The 19,498-nt window shown below is 38.1% G+C and carries 13 protein-coding genes and 1 tRNA gene; 5 read left to right on the top strand and 9 right to left on the bottom strand.

What is annotated here, in order from left to right; all coding sequences use genetic code 11:
• On the bottom strand, positions 1–591 hold the full coding sequence (gene flhC, locus PR761_RS05425; RefSeq protein ID WP_006813450.1) for a flagellar transcriptional regulator FlhC: 591 nt from the start codon (positions 589–591) through the stop codon (positions 1–3).
• Complete coding sequence (flhD, locus tag PR761_RS05420) at positions 588–938, bottom strand: flagellar transcriptional regulator FlhD (RefSeq protein WP_154611029.1); 351 nt, start codon at positions 936–938, stop codon at positions 588–590. Before flhD ends, flhC begins: the two co-directional genes overlap by 4 nt.
• Positions 939–2,568: 1,630 nt before the next feature.
• On the opposite strand from flhD, the gene PR761_RS05415 reads away from it, so the two are divergent.
• Positions 2,569–3,003, top strand: a complete 435-nt coding sequence (locus PR761_RS05415; RefSeq protein ID WP_006813453.1) for a hypothetical protein — start codon at positions 2,569–2,571, stop codon at positions 3,001–3,003.
• A gap of 388 nt (positions 3,004–3,391) precedes the next feature.
• Here the strand turns inward: PR761_RS05415 and PR761_RS05410 are convergent, their stop codons facing one another.
• Positions 3,392–3,841, bottom strand: coding sequence for a carboxymuconolactone decarboxylase family protein (locus tag PR761_RS05410; protein WP_006813454.1), 450 nt, complete (start codon positions 3,839–3,841; stop codon positions 3,392–3,394).
• Positions 3,842–4,057: 216 nt separating this feature from the next.
• Positions 4,058–4,133: transfer RNA gene (locus PR761_RS05405), tRNA-Lys, on the bottom strand.
• 255 nt (positions 4,134–4,388) lie between these two features.
• Here PR761_RS05405 and cycA point away from each other — a divergent pair.
• Positions 4,389–5,789, top strand: coding sequence for a D-serine/D-alanine/glycine transporter (gene cycA, locus PR761_RS05400; protein ID WP_154611028.1), 1,401 nt, complete (start codon positions 4,389–4,391; stop codon positions 5,787–5,789).
• 87 nt (positions 5,790–5,876) lie between these two features.
• Here cycA and putP read toward each other — a convergent pair whose 3' ends face one another.
• Positions 5,877–7,361, bottom strand: a complete 1,485-nt coding sequence (gene putP, locus PR761_RS05395) for a sodium/proline symporter PutP (protein ID WP_006813494.1) — start codon at positions 7,359–7,361, stop codon at positions 5,877–5,879.
• A 493-nt stretch (positions 7,362–7,854) separates the two neighbouring features.
• Here putP and putA point away from each other — a divergent pair, with 493 nt between their 5' ends.
• Entirely contained in the window at positions 7,855–11,838 is a 3,984-nt protein-coding gene (gene putA, locus PR761_RS05390) for a trifunctional transcriptional regulator/proline dehydrogenase/L-glutamate gamma-semialdehyde dehydrogenase (RefSeq protein WP_154611027.1), read from the top strand.
• Between the two features lie 356 nt (positions 11,839–12,194).
• Here the strand turns inward: putA and fliZ are convergent, their stop codons facing one another.
• Complete coding sequence (gene fliZ / locus PR761_RS05385) at positions 12,195–12,707, bottom strand: flagella biosynthesis regulatory protein FliZ (RefSeq protein WP_006813497.1); 513 nt, start codon at positions 12,705–12,707, stop codon at positions 12,195–12,197.
• Positions 12,708–13,728: 1,021 nt separating this feature from the next.
• Between fliZ and PR761_RS05380 the strand changes: the two genes are divergently transcribed.
• Together PR761_RS05380 and PR761_RS05375 are read left to right on the top strand one after the other, a co-directional pair.
• On the top strand, positions 13,729–14,040 hold the full coding sequence (locus PR761_RS05380; RefSeq protein ID WP_006813498.1) for a DUF5339 domain-containing protein: 312 nt from the start codon (positions 13,729–13,731) through the stop codon (positions 14,038–14,040).
• 158 nt (positions 14,041–14,198) lie between these two features.
• On the top strand, positions 14,199–14,924 hold the full coding sequence (locus PR761_RS05375) for an IpaB/EvcA family protein (protein ID WP_154611026.1): 726 nt from the start codon (positions 14,199–14,201) through the stop codon (positions 14,922–14,924).
• Between the two features lie 47 nt (positions 14,925–14,971).
• On the opposite strand, the gene mgtA is transcribed toward PR761_RS05375, so the two are convergent.
• From mgtA to cspE, 3 genes are all read right to left on the bottom strand, one after another.
• Positions 14,972–17,674 (bottom strand): magnesium-translocating P-type ATPase, encoded by a 2,703-nt coding sequence (gene mgtA / locus PR761_RS05370; RefSeq protein ID WP_154611025.1) that lies wholly within the window; start codon positions 17,672–17,674, stop codon positions 14,972–14,974.
• 147 nt (positions 17,675–17,821) lie between these two features.
• Complete coding sequence (locus PR761_RS05365; protein WP_006813501.1) at positions 17,822–18,520, bottom strand: MgtC family protein; 699 nt, start codon at positions 18,518–18,520, stop codon at positions 17,822–17,824.
• A 480-nt stretch (positions 18,521–19,000) separates the two neighbouring features.
• Entirely contained in the window at positions 19,001–19,213 is a 213-nt protein-coding gene (cspE, locus tag PR761_RS05360) for a transcription antiterminator/RNA stability regulator CspE (protein ID WP_004909801.1), read from the bottom strand.
• Positions 19,214–19,498: the final 285 nt, after the last annotated feature.

Genomic DNA, 19,498 nt, shown 5'->3' with positions numbered 1-19,498 from the left:
TTACATTACCGCTTTCGTAATGCCATCCTGTCGATACTCCGTAATATCGGCGAGATGCTCGGAAAGTTTACGTTTTTTTATTGCTCTTGATGGCGGTTGGCACAAGCTGCACGTAAAACTATTTTCAGGGATATGAGCGTAAGTGATAAATGAACCACTACAGCAGTTACATCCAGACCGCTGCAACATGCCACTTTCAACAAATCTAACCAGAGTCCAAGCTCGAGTGAGTGCTAAAATTGGCTCTTTTCCTTCTTCAGGAATGCATTGTTCTAAGTAAAGTTTATACGCTTTCAAAATCGCATCTACCCCTTCACATTGACCGGACTGGAGTAGAAATTGGTAGGCGTTATAAAACATGGATGAATGAATATTTTGTTCCCATGTCATGAACCAATCGGTAGAAAAAGGCAGCATCCCTTTTGGTGGCGGGCAACCTCGTAACTCTTTGTATAAACGGACTAAACGTCCACGGCTGATTTGTGTTTCGCTTTCTAACATTTGAAGACGGGCGCCGAGGGAAATCAATTCCATGGCTAAACGAATATCATTAGCTTCCTTGACGATACTTTTTTCAGCTACGCTACTCATCTTTTTCTCACTATATCTGAATCGGACTCATTGTGCGTTTGCAATAATCGAGTCGAAAGAAGGATACCTGTATGAATTTGTTGAAGTTCATCAACTCGAGAATCGCGGGTTAATTTTTCAATCGTATCGCTGCTATCAAATCTAAATTGACAGATTAACTGGTTTGTTTCCGCTAATTTAACCAATTGAGGTAGAGAGAGTTCTGCTAAAGTGTTTGCCATCGAATCAGAGATACCGAGTCGAAACATCGCAGTGGCTTTTTCCTGGGAGATAAGCTTTTGAGCTAACAGCAAATATGAAAGATTAATATCGTATATATGCTTCAGAAAATCAGTGGTAGAGCTCATTTTTTTATACCTTTCGAATAATTATTAACATCTATGTGCAGAAAGAACAAATATCAATTTGAGCCTATTGTGTTAGCCAATGTTTTAAATATTAAGAATAATTAAATCTGGATAGCGTAGTCCGTTACTATCCCATGAGATCCGTTGAAATACCCAGTTTGGAGTATATAAACACAAAGATTCAAACCTAAATTAAATATATTTCCTGAATACCTACAAACAATAACGAGTGGTCAAAAAATTAGCAGATTCAGTAAAAGTCAGAATATACCGATTTCATTTTTAACCGTTAATTATTATGCACAACTAAATTAACTATTCAAGACACTTATGTTTCTTTTTATCCTATCGGCATAATTATCCATCTATATATTAACAATTCTTTATTACGACTATATCTTAATCCTACTTATCTAAAATATTTGCAACATTTCAATTTAACCTAAGTCAAATAGCAGAATTTTAATCAAACCATTACTCTAAAATAGGGAATTTATAAGCAATAAACCCCAAGCACATCACAGGAATCATAATATTGATCTAAATCAATCTTTTTTATTACCCTATAAAAGTGACTTTTATAAAACCCAATCAATATCGGTAAGTTAGGTAGAAAGATTAAACATTATTTTTCAATACCTTTAATCAAATTAATCACTATCATTCAAAATTATTCAATCATTTCCTTAGCAATATACATCTTAAATTTGTCATACATATTAATATTCACATATTACGTTTGATTAAATAAATTTAACTGTACCAATAATAACCAGTAAAAATAACATTAAAAAAATTAATTAAGTTTATCTTTTACTCTATCCGAATAGAGTGAATGTTAGATATCTGTAAATATAGATTTTTACCTCTATCTGCTATATTAATCACCGACTTTATTATTTTTGTATGACAAATATATTTTATATAAATTAACTTTTCAGGTATGTAATAAACATTTTTCGTTTTTATTCTAAAAACAAAAAACTCAAGCCACAGCATTAGTTATGCATGATGGCTTATTAATAAACGTCATATTCAAGATGATTTTAAATCACTGAAGAAGGTGGCAGTTCAAAAATCACTCTAAATTTTTTATTTACTATGTATATGTGTAAACGCATGAGCAAAAACTTGTAATATCACTTATGTTGGTAAGTAATTTAACTTAGCCAACCATTCCCTGCATATCTCTTTACTTAACGAATAGTAACAAAGCTAAATGATAACTCAATGTTACTATATACTTTTATTTTAACAAATCACTTCATGGGAAATACAAAATTAAGGGTATTTACTTATAGTAATTATGATGCAGACATATTATCAGTTGAATCATTTAAAAAATTATACGATGCCAAAAAAGTACAAAAAACAACCTCTGATTATTTGTATCTACAGATAAAATTTATTGCCAAAACTGAGAGTTGGCTCACAATTGTCATATTTTTTAGACAATACGTTTCGTTATGAAACGCTGTTTTTTAATCAAAATCACCTAGTAAAAAAAGAAAAAAAACACAGTCCGAGGATAATGACGCACCATTTTCATCTCATTAACACTTGTATCTTTGATTAATTGACAATGTTTTATACTATGGCTTTTAAATAAGATTAACGATGGGAGAGGAAAATGTTTGATTATTCAGCAGTGGTAGAATTTATTGAGGACGAAGGGGTATATGAAATTAATTTTTGTGATTTTCCTGATGTGCAAGGTGTAACTTATTTACAAGAAGATGTTGAATTAGAAGCAGAAGAAACTCTTACAGCAGCAATTGCCGAGCTTATTTCTTTACGAGCTCCTATTCCTCTCCCTGAAAATACCGCTCCTAATGCTTTTATTGTTCATTTACCGATTCTTTCCTGCTTAAAAATCGCTCTACATAATGCGATTTTAGAAACACAAACTCGCCGTGCAGATTTAGCCCGTAAGCTTAATATCAATGCTCAGCAAATTGAGAGGCTGCTCGATATTCAGCATGCATCTAAAATTGAAGCTTTGGAGCAAGCCTTATACTTAGTCGGCTATGAAACAAAAGTCTCCGTAAAAAAGCTAGCTATCTAACTCTTTCTTAAACTAGCTAAAACTATAAAAATAACCATCCAGCCCAAGGACGGGCTAGATTGAGATAATAAAGTTGAGTCACAACTATGCGGTCAATTTATAGCGCTAATCAATTTAGCGACGATTGCTAAGTCGTTTTCCAATAACTCTTCGCACTCGGCTTTTGTATAGATTTTTGTGAGAATAATATCAGGGTCTGTATGCTCATAAGTACCGTATTAGTACGGGGGCATATCCCTCAAAATTAGTCACCGTGACGACAGTTAAAACCGTGTATGGTCCCTATGAATCATAGTCAGTGTATGATTAAAATTCTGTGGCGGCGTATACAAAAAAAGCCACGCAATGCGCAGCCTTGAAGAATTTATATCATGGAGTATCTATATTGTTATGGCTTTACACTATAACGACTTGCTATAGCAATACGATTAAAAGCGCCTATCGTGATAGATATCCATTCAATGAGTGCTAGCTGATCCTCACTCCAATATTTTGCAGCGTTTTCGTAAATATCATTAGATATATGGCCATCATGGACCATGTTTACCGACTCCACTAACAAGAACGCTGCTTTTTCTTTCTCTGTAAAGTAATCAGCCTCCTTCCATACTGGAACCAATGCTATTTTATCAATACTGATTTGGCATTTTTGTGCATCTTGAGTGTGAAGTCTCACGCAGAAAGCACATCCATTAATTTGAGATACTCTCAACTTCAACAAATGAATAAATCCCTCTTCTAGGCCTACAGATACCGCTTGCTCATCAAGATGGTTGCTAATCTCAATTAATTTACTATATGCATTCGGGGACTTTTTAGATAATGAAACTCTGCTCATATAAACTCCAATTTACATTCAGATTCAGACTGAATACATATAATCAGTTTAAATAAACCTGATCTATCATGTTTGTGCGTTGGGTATATCGGATAAAAAAGGCCACACTCGGCGACCTCTATTCATTGATTGATCTAATTTATGAACAACGTTTAGTGGCTATGTCCCAAATGATATGTATAAGTAACGCAATTAACACGTAACTCATTAAAAACTTGGTGGGCTGTTGGGGGTTCGAACCCCAGACCGAGCGATTAAGAGTCGCCTACTCTACCAACTGAGCTAACAGCCCGAATAGAATTATTTAACGCCTCACATTTGGTACAGTCAATAATATTCTGCTATTTTTATTCTTTAGGTTAATTTTTAGTTATCAATGTTAAATTTAAGAGAATAATCGCTTTATTAACAATCATACTCCCGATTGTCAGTGAATTTTTTCTTACTCCAATTGAGATTTATGTCACAATATTTCACGCAAACACCGCCAAAAACTTAAAAAAATAGCATTGGCTAACATCATAATCACTATCGGATAAATAACAGTATGGAAGAAAATGCACCTACAAACACCTCTCGGCCCTCTACTGACCGAAACCAATTAAAACGTAGTCTCAGTAATCGTCATATCCAATTAATTGCGATTGGTGGAGCCATCGGAACAGGCCTTTTTATGGGCTCGGGTAAAACCATTTCCCTAGCAGGGCCGTCAATTATCTTTGTCTATATGATTATCGGCTTTGTGCTGTTTTTCGTTATGCGGGCAATGGGTGAGCTACTCCTATCCAACCTTGACTATAAATCTTTCAGCGATTTTTCGGCCGACTTGATTGGACCTTGGGCTGGATTTTTTGTTGGCTGGACTTACTGGTTCTGCTGGGTAATTACTGGAATAGCAGATATTATCGCGATAACCGCGTACGTCAGTTTCTGGGTTCCCAATTTTCCAGAATGGGTGACATCCTTTATCTGTGTCATCACCCTGCTGACACTGAATCTTGTTTCAGTCAGATTGTTTGGTGAGCTAGAGTTTTGGTTTGCCATGATAAAAATCATCGCTATTGTGGCATTAATTGCCGTTGGCGGTACATTGATTGCCATGAATTTCCAGTCCCCCACAGGGCATACTGCGTCATTAAGTAATATTTGGAATGATGGTGGGATGTTTCCAATGGGAATTAGTGGCTTTTTTGCTGGGTTCCAAATTGCCATATTTGCATTCGTGGGCATTGAATTAGTCGGAACTGCTGCTGCCGAAACCCGCGATCCTGAAAAATCCTTACCAAAAGCAATCAATGCGATTCCAATCCGCATTATCGCCTTCTATGTTTTATCATTAATCGTCATTATGGCAGTGACACCATGGAGAACCATTCTGGCGGATAAGAGTCCCTTTGTTGAAATGTTCGTCCTGATCAGTCTTCCAGCAGCGGCGAGTATTGTGAACTTTGTGGTTTTAACTTCTGCTGCTTCATCTGCAAATAGTGGCGTATTCTCCACCAGCCGCATGCTATTTGGGTTATCTAAAGAAGGGGATGCTCCAAAACAATTTAGTCAATTATCGAAAAAAGCGGTGCCTGCAACAGGGTTAATATTTACCTGTATTTGCCTCAGTTTCGGTATTGTACTTATCTACTTCATTCCCGATATCATGCATGCGTTTACCTTAGTCACAACAGTATCCGCCATCCTATTTATGTTTATCTGGAGCATGATCCTCATTAGCTATTTGAACTTTAGGAAAAACCGCCCAGAAAAGCATGAATCATCCCATTATAAAATGCCATTAGGTATCGTGATGTCATGGGTCAGTTTAGTCTTTTTTGCGTTTATGGTGATCTTACTGGCATTCCAGCATGACACTCGACAAGCTTTAATCGCGACTCCACTGTGGTTTATTATTCTGTTTATTGGATACCAAATTGTAAAGCGTCGTAAAATTCAATAACGCATACCTTACTCACTATATAAAGAAAAAGGCTGGAGGGAATATTTCCTTCCAGCCTTCTTTATTTTAGATTGTGACTTTCGTCAATTACTTCTGTTTATACTCAGCTTCCGCTTCTTCAAAACGAGCTTGTGCGGCTGCACTCGGTGCTTTCGTTATCAAGCTTACGACCGTAATAGCAATTGTTGCAAGGATGAAGCCAGGAATAATTTCATACAAATCAAACCATTTATATTTCATCCACACTAAAACGGTTACCGCACCGACGATCATTCCGGCCAGCGCACCCCAGCGAGTCATTCGCTTCCATGTTACCGACATCAAAACAACGGGACCAAATGCGGCTCCGAATCCGGCCCACGCATTACTCACCAAACTTAATACTTTATTATTTGGATCTTGTGCAATATAGATGGCGACAGCAGCCACTAATAACACCATCCCGCGACCAACCCATACTAACTCTTTTTGGCTAGCGGACTTACGGAAGAATGGTTTATATAAGTCCTCAGTCAAAGCACTTGCACAAACTAGTAGCTGACAACTCAACGTACTCATGACGGCAGCTAAAATCGCAGAAAGTAAAATTCCAGCAATCCATGGGTTAAATAAAAGACCCGCTAATTCCATGAAAATTCGCTCGTTATTTTTCATAACAGAACCCGCGAGCTGAGGGTTATTTTCAAAATAAGCGATACCAAAAAAGCCTACTGCAATCGTTCCACATAGACACAGCGCCATCCATGTCATGCTAATACGTCTTGCTGAACGGATCGTACGGTGAGAATCAGCGGCCATAAAGCGAGCTAAAATATGTGGCTGCCCAAAATAACCTAATCCCCATCCAAGTAAAGAAAGGATGGCAACAAAATTCATCCCTTTAAACATATCGAGATATTCAGGATTTTTAGCTTTAATCACTGCAATCGAGGTATCAAGCCCCCCCATAGACAGAATCACGACAACGGGAGTTAAAATCAGAGCAAAAATCATCAATGAAGCCTGCACTGTATCCGTCCAACTGACGGCAAGAAAGCCACCGAGGAAAGTATACGCGATAGTGGCTAATGCCCCCAACCACAGTGCTTTTTCATAGCTAATGTTAAAGGTGCTTTCAAATAATAATCCGCCAGCGACCACACCTGAAGCACAATAAATGGTGAAGAAAACTAAAATAACCACCGCTGAAATAATGCGTAGAATCTTACTGTTATCTTCAAAACGGCTCGTGAAATAATCCGGTAATGTTAGCGCATTATTGTTTTTTTCTGTTTGTACCCGTAAACGACCGGCAACAATCAACCAATTAAGATATGCGCCTAAGCACAAACCAATCGCAATCCAACTTTCTGAGATCCCTAAAAGAAAAATTGCGCCCGGTAAGCCCATTAAAAGCCAACCACTCATGTCAGAAGCGCCCGCAGATAATGCGGTAACTACACTGCCTAAACTTCGCCCCCCTAAGATATAATCATCAAAGTTTTTCGTTGAACGATAGGCTAAGTAGCCAATTAATAACATGCCGGTAATGTATACGATGAACATAATGATCATCGGAGTGCTTACAGTCATCCGTCGTCTCCATAGTACGTCTTAATTTTTAGTTATCTTTATAATTTTCTCTGATAACTTTCTGGTCTTAGGTGCTGCACTTAGTTGCACAAATTCAATTAATTGTGGCGCACACCCTGTAATATTGTGATTGTTTGCGTTGCAATAACTAAATAACCTTGCCACATCATGCTAGACAGACTCAGTTAAATTTAACAAGAAATTAACTATTTTTTATTCAATAAATAGAAGCCACATCACAAATGTTAAACTTTTAAGTTAAATATTCAATTAACTGATTAACTTCCAACACATTAAAGATTAAATACATCCCAATGATATATAAAGAAATTAATATATCCCCATTCCTCTTCGCTATTAATCCATCATAAAAACAAGCGTTGTTTCACATATTTTTCACATAGCACGCCAACAATGTTGCACAAAGTTGCAACATCATCATAATGGTGTGTAACTATTGATATTTAACATCAGTGAAACGGAAGGAATTAAGATGAGTAGCACAACAACTATGGGTGTGAGACTTGATGAAGAAACTCGCGACCGCATTAAAGCAGCCACTCAACGTCTTGATCGCACATCGCATTGGCTTATTAAACAAGCTATTTATAATTATTTAGAGCAACTCGATAACGACCAAATTATACCTGAATTATCAACAGTTTTGGATACAAAAGATAGCCAATCTGCTGATGAAATTTCGCAAAGTGAATCCAGTTTTCAGCCATTCCTTGAGTTCGCAGAGCATATTTTGCCTCAGTCAGTGAAACGCTCGGCAATTACCTCTGCCTATCGCACCCCTGAAACTCAAGCGGTACCGATGTTATTGCAACAAGCGGAATTACCGCCAGAGCAAGCAGAAGCAGCCCATAAGCTGGCTTATTCTATCGCTGAGAAATTACGCAATCAAAAAAATGGAATTGGGCGTTCTGGCTTAGTTCAAGGGTTATTACAAGAGTTCTCACTGTCATCTCAAGAAGGTGTGGCGCTGATGTGCCTCGCCGAAGCGTTATTACGTATCCCTGACAAAGCCACGCGTGATGCCTTAATTCGCGATAAAATCAGTACGGGTAACTGGCAATCCCACGTTGGTCAAAGCAGCTCTATGTTTGTGAATGCTGCAACTTGGGGGCTATTATTTACCGGTAAATTGGTTTCTACCCACAATGAAGCCAAGTTATCAACCTCGTTAAATCGCATCATTAGTAAAAGTGGTGAGCCGCTGGTGCGTAAAGGGGTTGATATGGCAATGCGCCTGATGGGCGAACAATTTGTTACGGGTGAAACCATCGCCCAAGCTCTCACCAATGCGCGTAAATTAGAAGATAAAGGATTCCGTTATTCCTATGACATGCTCGGCGAAGCGGCCTTGACTGAAAAAGATGCCCAAGATTATATGGTGTCTTACCAGCAAGCCATCCACGCCATAGGCAAAGCTTCTAACGGCCGCGGAATTTATGAAGGCCCAGGAATTTCAATTAAATTATCGGCACTACATCCTCGTTACAGCCGAGCGCAATATTCCCGTGTGATGGATGAACTCTACCCACGCTTGCTCTCATTAGTTTTACAAGCTCACCAATATGATATTGGAATTAATATTGATGCAGAAGAAGCCGACCGTTTAGAAATCTCTTTAGATCTACTAGAAAAACTGTGTTTTGAACCTAAATTAGCAGGCTGGAACGGAATTGGCTTTGTAATTCAGGCTTACCAAAAACGCTGTCCATTTGTTATCGACTCGATTATTAACTTAGCTGAGCGTAGCCAACGCCGACTGATGATCCGTTTAGTAAAAGGCGCTTATTGGGATAGTGAGATTAAACGTGCTCAGGTTGACGGCCTTGAAGGCTACCCTGTTTATACACGCAAGGTTTATACCGACGTCTCTTACCTAGCTTGTGCTCGCAAATTACTTTCTGTCCCTAATTTAATTTACCCACAATTTGCGACCCACAATGCGCACACTCTCTCTGCGATCTACCAATTAGCAGGTAAAAACTACTATCCAGGTCAATATGAGTTCCAATGTTTACATGGAATGGGTGAACCGCTGTATGAACAAGTGGTTGGAAAAGTCGCTGATGGCAAACTCAACCGCCCTTGCCGCATTTATGCACCAGTGGGAACCCATGAAACCCTGCTAGCTTACTTAGTGCGTCGACTCTTAGAAAATGGGGCTAATACCTCTTTTGTAAACCGAATTGCGGATGCCACAATTCCTTTAGATGAATTGGTTGCCGACCCAGTCAAAGATGTCCGTGAGCTTTCAAAAGTGGAAGGACAAATTGGTTTACCACATCCCAAAATTCCATTACCACGAGATTTGTACGGTTCTCGACGCGTCAACTCCATGGGGCTTGATTTGTCCAATGAGCATCGCCTAGCCTCTTTGTCGAGTGCCCTACTTAATTCGGCAGCACAAGATAAAACAGCAGAACCGCTACTCGGCGGTAACTTCACGAGTGAGCAACCGCTTCCAGATGCAATATCTGTAATTAACCCGGCATGTTCTCGCGATATTGTAGGTAAAGTACGAGAAGCAACAGAACAAGAAGCTGAGCATGCGTTGAATATGGCAACCGATGCTGGTGCAATTTGGTTTGCTACACCGCCGTCGGAACGTGCAGCTATTTTATTACGTGCAGCTGACATCATGGAGCAACAATTACAACCTTTATTAGATGTTCTCGTCCGTGAAGCAGGTAAGACTTATGCCAATGCCATTGCCGAAGTCAGAGAGGCTGTTGATTTCTTAAATTACTACGCAACACAAGTCCGCGAAGATTTCGATAATAATACCCATCGTCCCCTTGGTCCGGTTGTATGTATTAGCCCTTGGAACTTCCCTCTGGCCATTTTCTCAGGACAGATTGCGGCTGCACTGGCGGCAGGTAATACGGTCTTAGCTAAACCCGCAGAGCAAACACCACTGATTGGTGCAATTGCTGTCGCTATCATGCACCAAGCGGGGATCCCTCGAGAAGTTTTACAGTTTTTGCCGGGCAAAGGGGAAACTATCGGAGCAAAATTAGTCGGTGATCAGCGTGTTCGTGGGGTTATGTTCACGGGGTCAACGGAAGTTGCTGGTTTACTTCAACGTAATATTGCTGGGCGCTTAGATGCCCAAGGTCGCCCTACTCCATTAATTGCAGAGACGGGTGGCTTAAACGCCATGATCGTCGATTCTTCTGCATTAACAGAACAAGTCGTTACTGATGTTGTGGCTTCTGCATTTGATAGTGCTGGACAACGTTGTTCTGCCTTACGCATTTTATGCGTCCAAGAAGATGTTGCAGAACGTACCATTCGTATGCTTAAAGGTGCGATGGAAGAGTGTCGTATGGGCAATCCAGAGCATATTTTTACGGATATTGGTCCGGTCATTGATAGTGAAGCGAAAGAAAATATCGAGCAACACATCCAACAAATGCGCAGCAAAGGCAAGATGGTATTCCAAGCGGCGTTTGATAATAGCCAAGATCAGCAAGAGCAAGCTGAAGGAACCTATGTCAAGCCAACCCTAATTGAACTCGATAATATTGGCGAGTTAAAAAAAGAAATTTTTGGTCCTGTTCTGCATGTGGTTCGCTTTAAAAGAGATGAGCTAGGGCAGCTCGTTGATCAAATCAATGAAGCGGGCTATGGATTAACATTGGGTGTACATACTCGTATTGATGAAACCATCAATAAAGTCGTCGCTAAAGCCAAAGTAGGCAACCTGTATGTTAACCGTAATATGGTGGGTGCGGTTGTTGGTGTACAACCTTTTGGTGGTGAAGGCCTTTCTGGTACAGGACCCAAAGCGGGAGGCCCTCTATATTTATACCGTTTACTGAGTGAACGTCCAGAAAATGCTATCTGCAAAACACTAGAGCAACAAGATAATCATCTACCAATGGATGCGAGTGCTCGAACTGAGTTATTAGCACCATTTGAAGCATTCTCCGAATGGGTACAAAAACAGCAAATTGGGATTGATCAAGCTATCATTGAGCAATTTGCACGTTTAACTCAAGCTGGGACATCCCGCCTGTTACCGGGACCTACGGGAGAAAGGAACACTTATACCTTACGTCCTCGAGGCACCATATTATGCCTCAGTGATAACGAGCGAGATTGTTTAATTCAGCTTGCTGCTGTTCTTGCCAGTGGGTGCCAGACTCTGTGGTCTGATAGTGAATTACACCAGAAACTATTTAAGTCGCTGCCAGAAAAGGTTCGTAAAACTATCGCTTTCACAAAAGATTGGCAAAATTATGTTGAATCCATCGAGGGCGTTATTTACCACGGTGATTGTGATCAACTTAAACACGTCTGTGAAACTATTGCTAAACGGAAAGGGCCGATTATTTCCGTACAAGGCTTCGAACGCGGTGAAACAAACTTACTGATTGAGCGTTTAGTTCATGAACGCTCGCTGAGCGTAAATACCGCTGCGGCGGGAGGTAATGCAAGCCTGATGACTATCGGATAAAATGCAAAAAAGTCTGAGCTCAAGTTATCTTTGGGCTCAGACTTTTATTACATCTTTTCATTTTATGCTGCCATATTCCTTTTATTTATCAGCTTACCACTCAATTCACTACTATTTTTATTTTTCTATTTTTTATTATCTATAAAATTAATTTACTTACTTTATTTAATACTATTTAAGTATTTTTTATTCATCTATAACAGTTGAATAAAATTAAATCTATAATTGTATAATTTATATCTAATATACTTTATTCGCTACAAAAAATAATAGGTGCCTATTTGGGCACCTATTTCATTATCATCTGACTTAAACGTGTACGTATAAATAACTACACTTAATCGTCTTAGCTATTATTAGTTACTTGCAGACTGCCAGCTTAAGTATTGCTCATACTTACGCAGTGCAATATTGTAATTGCTAAATGCAGAATCAGTCATTTTATCACTTAACTGTTCTTGTACTTTACTTGCAGTAAAACCTTTCATAGAAAAGTTAGATGAAGAGAGTAGTTCATCTAAGCGGCGCAGGCGAACAACATACTCGCGAACAGTGCTATGACTCATCTCGGTTTGTAAGAATAGATACTGTTTGAAAGACATAATGTCGAAATAATCAGTATTGCTATTACAGTAAATTTCACTACAAAAACGGCAAAGTGCCGTAAATTTACCTTGTAGTTCATTCCATGTTGACTCATCAACCAATTCCGTCATTTCAGCAATAGCTTCTTTATTCAAGATAGCGTCGTTGAAAACTAAAGAGATTCGGTCCAGAGTTTTATTACAATGAGCACAATGCGTTTGGCTGTGTTTAAAATCTTTAATATAACGACTCAACGGCCGTTTCTTTACAATAGAAGCAGACATAATGGTAAAGCCCTGTGTGTAATTATAAAAATAAAAAGTAACAAGATAACTCAGGTTACATACATATCATGCCCATAGCATTATTGGTTTCTAGCTATGTTGCATATCAAGATACGAGTAATACCCATATCTCCTTTCCTTACTTTCCATTTAGGAGGTTAATCCATCTAGGAATGTCGTGTAAGAAAATTTATTTCCCTTTGTACGAAGCATTCTAACCTGTCTAAAACACTTTGGCGAATTTCTATGAAGAGTAATTTTTAGGGTAAATTTAGCATAGCGTCAACCTGATTAACCTAATTATTGTTAACTATAAAAGCAACTTTTTGTGGTCGAAAAACTAAATATATTACCCATGAAAGACTTAGAAGCAGAGACTTTACCTGATAACCCCTCTTTCATACAAAGGAAATTTAATTTAAAAATCAATATTATATAGATAAAAAGGTTTTATTGATAAATTTGTGACATGCCTCACCTTTCAATTCTATAATCGCAGTTTAAATGTACAGCCATTAATTCTACAAATATCTGATAAGCTAGTTTTATAATTGAGGTGTAAATTATTTTTTACAATGTCCGCTATTTTTAATTATTTACGTTGTATATGAAAAAAAGTTATTAACATCATTAGAAAAGTTATAACAATCTCTATCTTTGAATCTTCCATTAAAAAATTAGTCACTTTTACCTAACATAAGTATCCATAATGGCGTACTCAGGGTGTAGCATTTTATGCTGCATCCTGGTTAGATTTGTATCATTATCATTCAAAGGAATATGATTATTTACTTATTATTATTGCGATAAATATCTATTTTTATCCCCTTCATTTATTTTTTAGTATTAAATCAATTAATCTTATTCGGATTACCCATTATCTGAAGTGACATCCCCCTTAATAAGTAACCATATGAATTATTTGAATATTATACTTTTAGGATTTGTTACGTTTGATAATAAAATCTTCTCTTATATACTTAATTAGCTATATAAATAAAATATTCTATTAAGGTTAATTATGAAAAAAATAATTTTAGCTTGTGGTATGGGTCTATTGGCATTAACAATCACTGCATGTTCAGAAGAAGATAAAAAAGGCCAAGTTGCCGGTGCAACTGAAACCTGTAATGCTTACTTCGCTGAAGTTGATAGCTTAATTTCTAAAGCATCTGAAAACCCACAAGCCAAAGCGCAGTTAGATGCGATGAAAGGCCAGTTGGAAGAAGGAAAAAAACAAGTTGCAGCTTTACCTAAAGAGCAACAAGACCAAGCTTGCCAGCAAGGCATCGATGCAATGAAACAAATGAAAACAGCGATGGGCCTGCAATAATAGCCCCTTTTCTGTGATCTAAAAAGAGCCATTTATGGCTCTTTTTTTATTTCTAACGTAGTTATTTTCTTAAAATTCAATTTCCTACGTGTTTTTTGAAAGCACATTAAGTCCGTTTTTTTTATAGTCATAAAAAATACATTTAAAAAGGAAATTGAATGTTTACCTCAAGCATCAAAGCAACAAAACCAATTCAAATAACCTCAAAAGTTGAAATAAAAAAAGAATATGGTCAATTAAGCCAAAAATTATTGAATGTTTCTAATAAATTTATTTCATTTACCGTTAATAAACAGAGTATTTCAATAAATAAAGCAATACTTATGTCTGACGTACTGAAAGCCGTACAAAAATCAAATCCTAAAGATACTCAAGCTATCGCACACTGGAAAGAGCAAGAAAGAGTCGTACAGCTATCAGCAACATTTAACCAAGCATTTGATGCTGTAATAGACGCTTTTATTAGTTCAAACCAAGATATGAAGTTTCGATTAAGCCTTCAAGAAAAAACAAATATTTTTAATGAAATCAAAGGGAATTTACAATTTGGTGAATACCAGTTTAACAAAAATGCGGCACAAAAATCACTCGAACATGTGCTACGTAATAATTCTCGAATAAAAGAAATAACCACCCTATTGATTCAACAGAACAAAATATCTGACACCAAAAGTGTCAGATATGTAACTAACTATATAATCGAAGCTATCAACAACGAGTTATGCCAAACTTTATTTCCAGAACTACCATTAAGAGAAATCAGTGTTTTGGCAACCGAATTAACATCACTGCGACTATTTGACAAATCAATGGATCAGATGAAATATGACCACTGGAAAGCACACTACAAATTGCCATCCAGTGGTAAAACAATAATGCTCTAATCTCATCTATCAATGGGGCGTTCTACATCATAACGCCCTATTTTATATTACAACCACGTACCAAAACGTTTAATGTAATATTGCTTCATTAGCTGAGCAACCACACAGTAACTCACCAGTGTTAAAACTAGCCATGGAAAATATTCAATAGGTAATGGCTGTAATCCTATCATTTCACCAAATGATGAAAATGGTATATATAAGCCTAACGCTATAATAATCCCCGTAGCCAGTAATACCGGTAATGCAGCAGTACTCTGAATAAATGGAATTTTTTGTGTCCGTAACATATGAACAACGAGTGTTTGTGATAATAGTCCTTCAACAAACCACCCCGACTGGAAGAGTGCCTCATGAGCAACGCTATTTGCTTGGAAAACATACCACATCAATGCAAACGTCGTGATGTCAAAAATAGAGGATGTTGGCCCTATCCAGATCATAAAGCGTCGAATATTTTGTGCATCCCATTTGCGCGGGCGTTTCAAAAATTCCTTATCCATTTTATCCCAAGGTAATGCTAACTGGGACATATCGTACAACAGATTTTGAACTAACAAATGGATAGCAAGCATAGGTAAAAATGGAATAAATGCGCTAGCAACTAAGACTGAAAATACATTTCCAAAATTAGAGCTTGCTGTCATATTCAAATACTTAATAATATTTCCAAAGGTTTCCCTTCCCTTAATCACTCCTTGCTCAAGTACCATTAAATCCTTTTCTAACAAAATAATATCCGCAGATTCTTTAGCAATATCAGTGCCGGTATCCACGGAAATACCCACATCAGCATCACGTAATGCTGGTGCATCATTAATGCCATCCCCTAAAAAGCCAACGGTATGTCCATTACCTTGTAATTGCTTAAGAATGCGTGATTTTTGTAACGGAGTTAACTTGCAGAATACAGAAACCTGTTCAACTTTTTGTTTCAGTTCATCATCACTCATAGCTTCAACTTCAAGCCCTGTCATGATTTCATCAACATTGAGTCCAACATCATGGCAAATTTTTTCAGTGATTACCGCATTGTCACCAGTTAACACTTTAACCGTAACGCCATTTTCTCTTAGAGCCGCAATTGCAGAAATTGCACTCTCCTTTGCGGGATCTAAAAAAGTAAGAATACCTTGTAATTCAAGTTGTTGTTCTGCTTGAGCGGATAAAGGCAAGCATGCTTCTGCCTGATTTAAATATCGAGTCGCCAAGAGTAATACACGGAAACCTTGTCTGTTATAATCACTAACAAGTTCACTAATCTTTGCTCTAGCATTGTCATCCAACAAAATTGTTTTTCCATCTTGCTGGTAATGTTGGCACGCGGACAACATCTCCTCAGCCGCACCTTTACAAATTAATAGCGCATTACCTTCCGGGGTTTTTACTGTGACCGATAATTTTCGACGAATAAAATCAAAAGGTAGCTCATCAATTTTTTGATAGGCTTTCAATTGTTCAATTTTGTCATTACCACGCCCCCGCCGAATAATAGCTTGATCCATCATATTTTTGGCGCCACTCTGATGGAAGCTATTCAACCAAGCTAATTGGAGGATTTTACTATCTTTCAGCCCATGACTATCAAGATAGTGTTCAAGAATAATTTTATCTTGAGTCAATGTTCCTGTCTTGTCGGTACACAGCACATCCATAGCGCCAAAATTTTGGATAGCATTTAATCTTTTTACTATGACTTTATGTTTGGACATTGCTATCGCCCCTTTTGCAAGGTTCGAACTCACAATCATCGGTAACATTTCTGGCGTTAGCCCCACAGCAACCGCAAGAGAGAAAAGTGTTGCTTCAAACCAATCTCCTTTAGTAAATCCATTAATTAATAAAACAATGGGTACCATAACAACCATAAAACGGATCAGCAGCCAACTCACACTATTAACACCGCGGTCAAATGACGTTTGTGCCCGAGTTCCAACAATAGATTTAGCGAGTGATCCCAAATAAGTTTTTCCTCCGGTAGCAACGACAATTCCTCTTGCGGTTCCACTCGTCACATTGGTTCCCATTAAACAGATATTTGAGATTTCCAATAACTCATTTTCTGTTGGGGATACTGGCTCTAAACTTTTTGCGGAGATATTTGCTAATGTGTCATATTTTTCAACAGGAATGGATTCCCCCGTCAAAATAGCTTGGCTAATAAATAAGTCTCTAGATTCAACCAGTTTTAGGTCTGCAGGAACCATATCTCCAGCGGATAATAGAACAATATCTCCCGGAACTAGGCATTTGATAGGAATTTCTTTGCGTACTGAGCGTCCCGTTTTGCTATCTCTACGGAAAACGGTTGCGGTGGTTCGCACTAAAGATTTCAGTGCTTCAGCGGCTTTATTAGTTCGATATTCTTGCCAAAAACGAAGTAATCCACTTAATAAAACCATGGTGACAATAATAATGACACCCGTTAAGTCCGTTTCCTCTCCTTGTCGTTCAGGTATCAAATAGTCAGTGAAAAAACTGACGATGGCTAATATGATGAGCACGAAAATAAAGGGATTTTTGAACGAGGCTACTAACTGTTTCCATGCAGGAGGTGCCTTTTCATGGGCAACTTCATTCTCCCCCTCATACACTAAACGATCCAATGCTTCACTTTCGGATAAACCTAATAGGTTAGTTTGGTATTCGTTTAAAACCTGTTCGATATTTTTATTGGCTTGTTCACCAACAATGAATTTTTGACGCGCGGAAGTTTTTACGCTTTTGCGCTGTTGCCTTATTTCAGTCATAACGTTATCTCTAATTCAGCATTAAAGTGCTTTATTAACGCTATCTGACTGAAAAATAATTATTTTAGCCAGATAGCTCTCGTTTATATCTCCATGACGGAGGGTGGTCGTCCATTTTGGCTCCTCTGATTAATTAATTTTCGGCAGTTAAGCTGGTAGCTCTGATGCCACTTTCCAATTGATGGCACTGACGCTTTGCTCAAGGCTAATGCGGCAAACCAATGCTTCGATTTCTTTTTGTTCGGCGGGTGTCGCCAAAAATTCTGCACACACTTCAAGCTGTTCTGTCTTCAGGGTATCTGCACTACTGAGTGATTGAAGGCGAATATGTAACCCATTAATGGCTTGTAAAATAAGGGTTCTTACCAGAATTTCATCCCCTTGATGGCACATAACTCGAATTTTATAGCGTTGTTCAACATCCAGAGCTTGTTGCTGGGGCTGACGATTAATTTTGGAAGCCGCTTCTCTTAGCAAAATATTGGCGCATAAGATCAATAATGTCGCGATTGTCGCTAGTTCATATTGCCCTAAGCCACATAACACACCGATTCCTGCAGAGCACCACAATGTTGCAGCGGTATTTAATCCACGGATATTCATGCCTTCCCGCATGATAACTCCAGCACCTAAAAATCCAATTCCCGATACCACTTGCGCTGCAATACGTCCAGGGCTATCCGGGGATGTTGTCACCGAACTTAAAATAAAGACTGCCGCCCCTGTTGCCACAAGTGCATTTGTACGTAAGCCAGCCATTCTTTGGCGCCATTGACGTTCGGCACCAATTAGTGCCCCTAAGCACATTGCTGCAACTAAATTTAAAATTTCAGGAATAAAAAGCATAATGATCCCTCCAAAAGATTTGGATAAAGGTAAATTTGCACTAAAAAAACACAACTAAAAATTGAATATAAAAATATTCAGGTGTTATTAACGATTACCTGGAGGGAATAGAGAGTAAATATAAACCAACATGATACACACTCACCGCAACAGCGAAATATTCATACAAAGATGAAATATGACTTTATCTAAAACTAAGGAGTATGTGTGATGAGATATCAGACACCGCCCGCCATGGTGGCAAGCAGTTAATGGAATAGACGATTAATTACTTGCCAATTAAATTAAGTTTTTAGTACAACTCTGGCTTTCCAAGTAATTATCTCCAAAATAAATGTGGCTTGAGTATAGGTGTGGCGAATTGTTAAGTAAAGCTCAAAATGTTAATTATTTATCTCTATTTTTCTGCTTTAGCTTCTCATACGAAAAAGCCCGTCATTAAATAATGACGGGCTTTAGAAAATCAGTTAAGCAATTAGCTTAGATTGCAGTTACGTTTGCAGCTGCTGGGCCTTTTGCACCGTTTTCAATGGTGAATTCAACTTGCTGGCCTTCTGCCAGAGTTTTGAAACCATTGCCCTGAATGGCAGAGAAGTGGACGAAAACGTCTTTGCTACCATCAGCTGGAGTAATGAAACCGAAGCCTTTAGACTCGTTGAACCACTTAACTTGACCTTTCATTTTGTCGGACATTTGACTTTTTCCTATATAACATCAAAAAACTTGCCTTTTGGCATATATGGGCCAGAGTCAGCTATTTAATCAGGGAAACACCAAGATGAAGCGTTAAGGTCAAAGGCTATCTAAGATAACTTTCTTCTTTAGAACACACTAACTTAGTAATCATACATCAAATAGGACTGCTAAACAGGCCGACTGTCATTAACTCATGACTTTGAAATAATAGCAACTATTTTATACGTCCAATATGTAAAATTTTGTCGTTTTTTAGACTAGGTCACTTTTGATGAATATAAG

Source organism: Providencia sp. PROV210 (genome assembly GCF_028479445.1).
GTDB classification, from domain to species: domain Bacteria; phylum Pseudomonadota; class Gammaproteobacteria; order Enterobacterales; family Enterobacteriaceae; genus Providencia; species Providencia rustigianii.
This window is presented reverse-complemented; position numbering and strand designations above follow the sequence as displayed.

Bases quoted from the DNA above. Each gene is read 5' to 3' on its own strand.
- cycA (WP_154611028.1), top strand. From the start codon at position 4,389: ATGGAAGAAAATGCACCTACAAACACCTCTCGGCCCTCTACTGACCGA.
- PR761_RS05415 (WP_006813453.1), top strand. From the start codon at position 2,569: ATGTTTGATTATTCAGCAGTGGTAGAATTTATTGAGGACGAAGGGGTA.
- putP (WP_006813494.1), bottom strand. From the start codon at position 7,361: ATGACTGTAAGCACTCCGATGATCATTATGTTCATCGTATACATTACC.
- PR761_RS05365 (WP_006813501.1), bottom strand. From the start codon at position 18,520: ATGCTTTTTATTCCTGAAATTTTAAATTTAGTTGCAGCAATGTGCTTA.
- flhD (WP_154611029.1), bottom strand. From the start codon at position 938: ATGAGCTCTACCACTGATTTTCTGAAGCATATATACGATATTAATCTT.
- mgtA (WP_154611025.1), bottom strand. From the start codon at position 17,674: ATGACTGAAATAAGGCAACAGCGCAAAAGCGTAAAAACTTCCGCGCGT.
- PR761_RS05380 (WP_006813498.1), top strand. From the start codon at position 13,729: ATGAAAAAAATAATTTTAGCTTGTGGTATGGGTCTATTGGCATTAACA.
- flhC (WP_006813450.1), bottom strand. From the start codon at position 591: ATGAGTAGCGTAGCTGAAAAAAGTATCGTCAAGGAAGCTAATGATATT.
- cspE (WP_004909801.1), bottom strand. From the start codon at position 19,213: ATGTCCGACAAAATGAAAGGTCAAGTTAAGTGGTTCAACGAGTCTAAA.
- PR761_RS05410 (WP_006813454.1), bottom strand. From the start codon at position 3,841: ATGAGCAGAGTTTCATTATCTAAAAAGTCCCCGAATGCATATAGTAAA.
- fliZ (WP_006813497.1), bottom strand. From the start codon at position 12,707: ATGTCTGCTTCTATTGTAAAGAAACGGCCGTTGAGTCGTTATATTAAA.
- putA (WP_154611027.1), top strand. From the start codon at position 7,855: ATGAGTAGCACAACAACTATGGGTGTGAGACTTGATGAAGAAACTCGC.
- PR761_RS05375 (WP_154611026.1), top strand. From the start codon at position 14,199: ATGTTTACCTCAAGCATCAAAGCAACAAAACCAATTCAAATAACCTCA.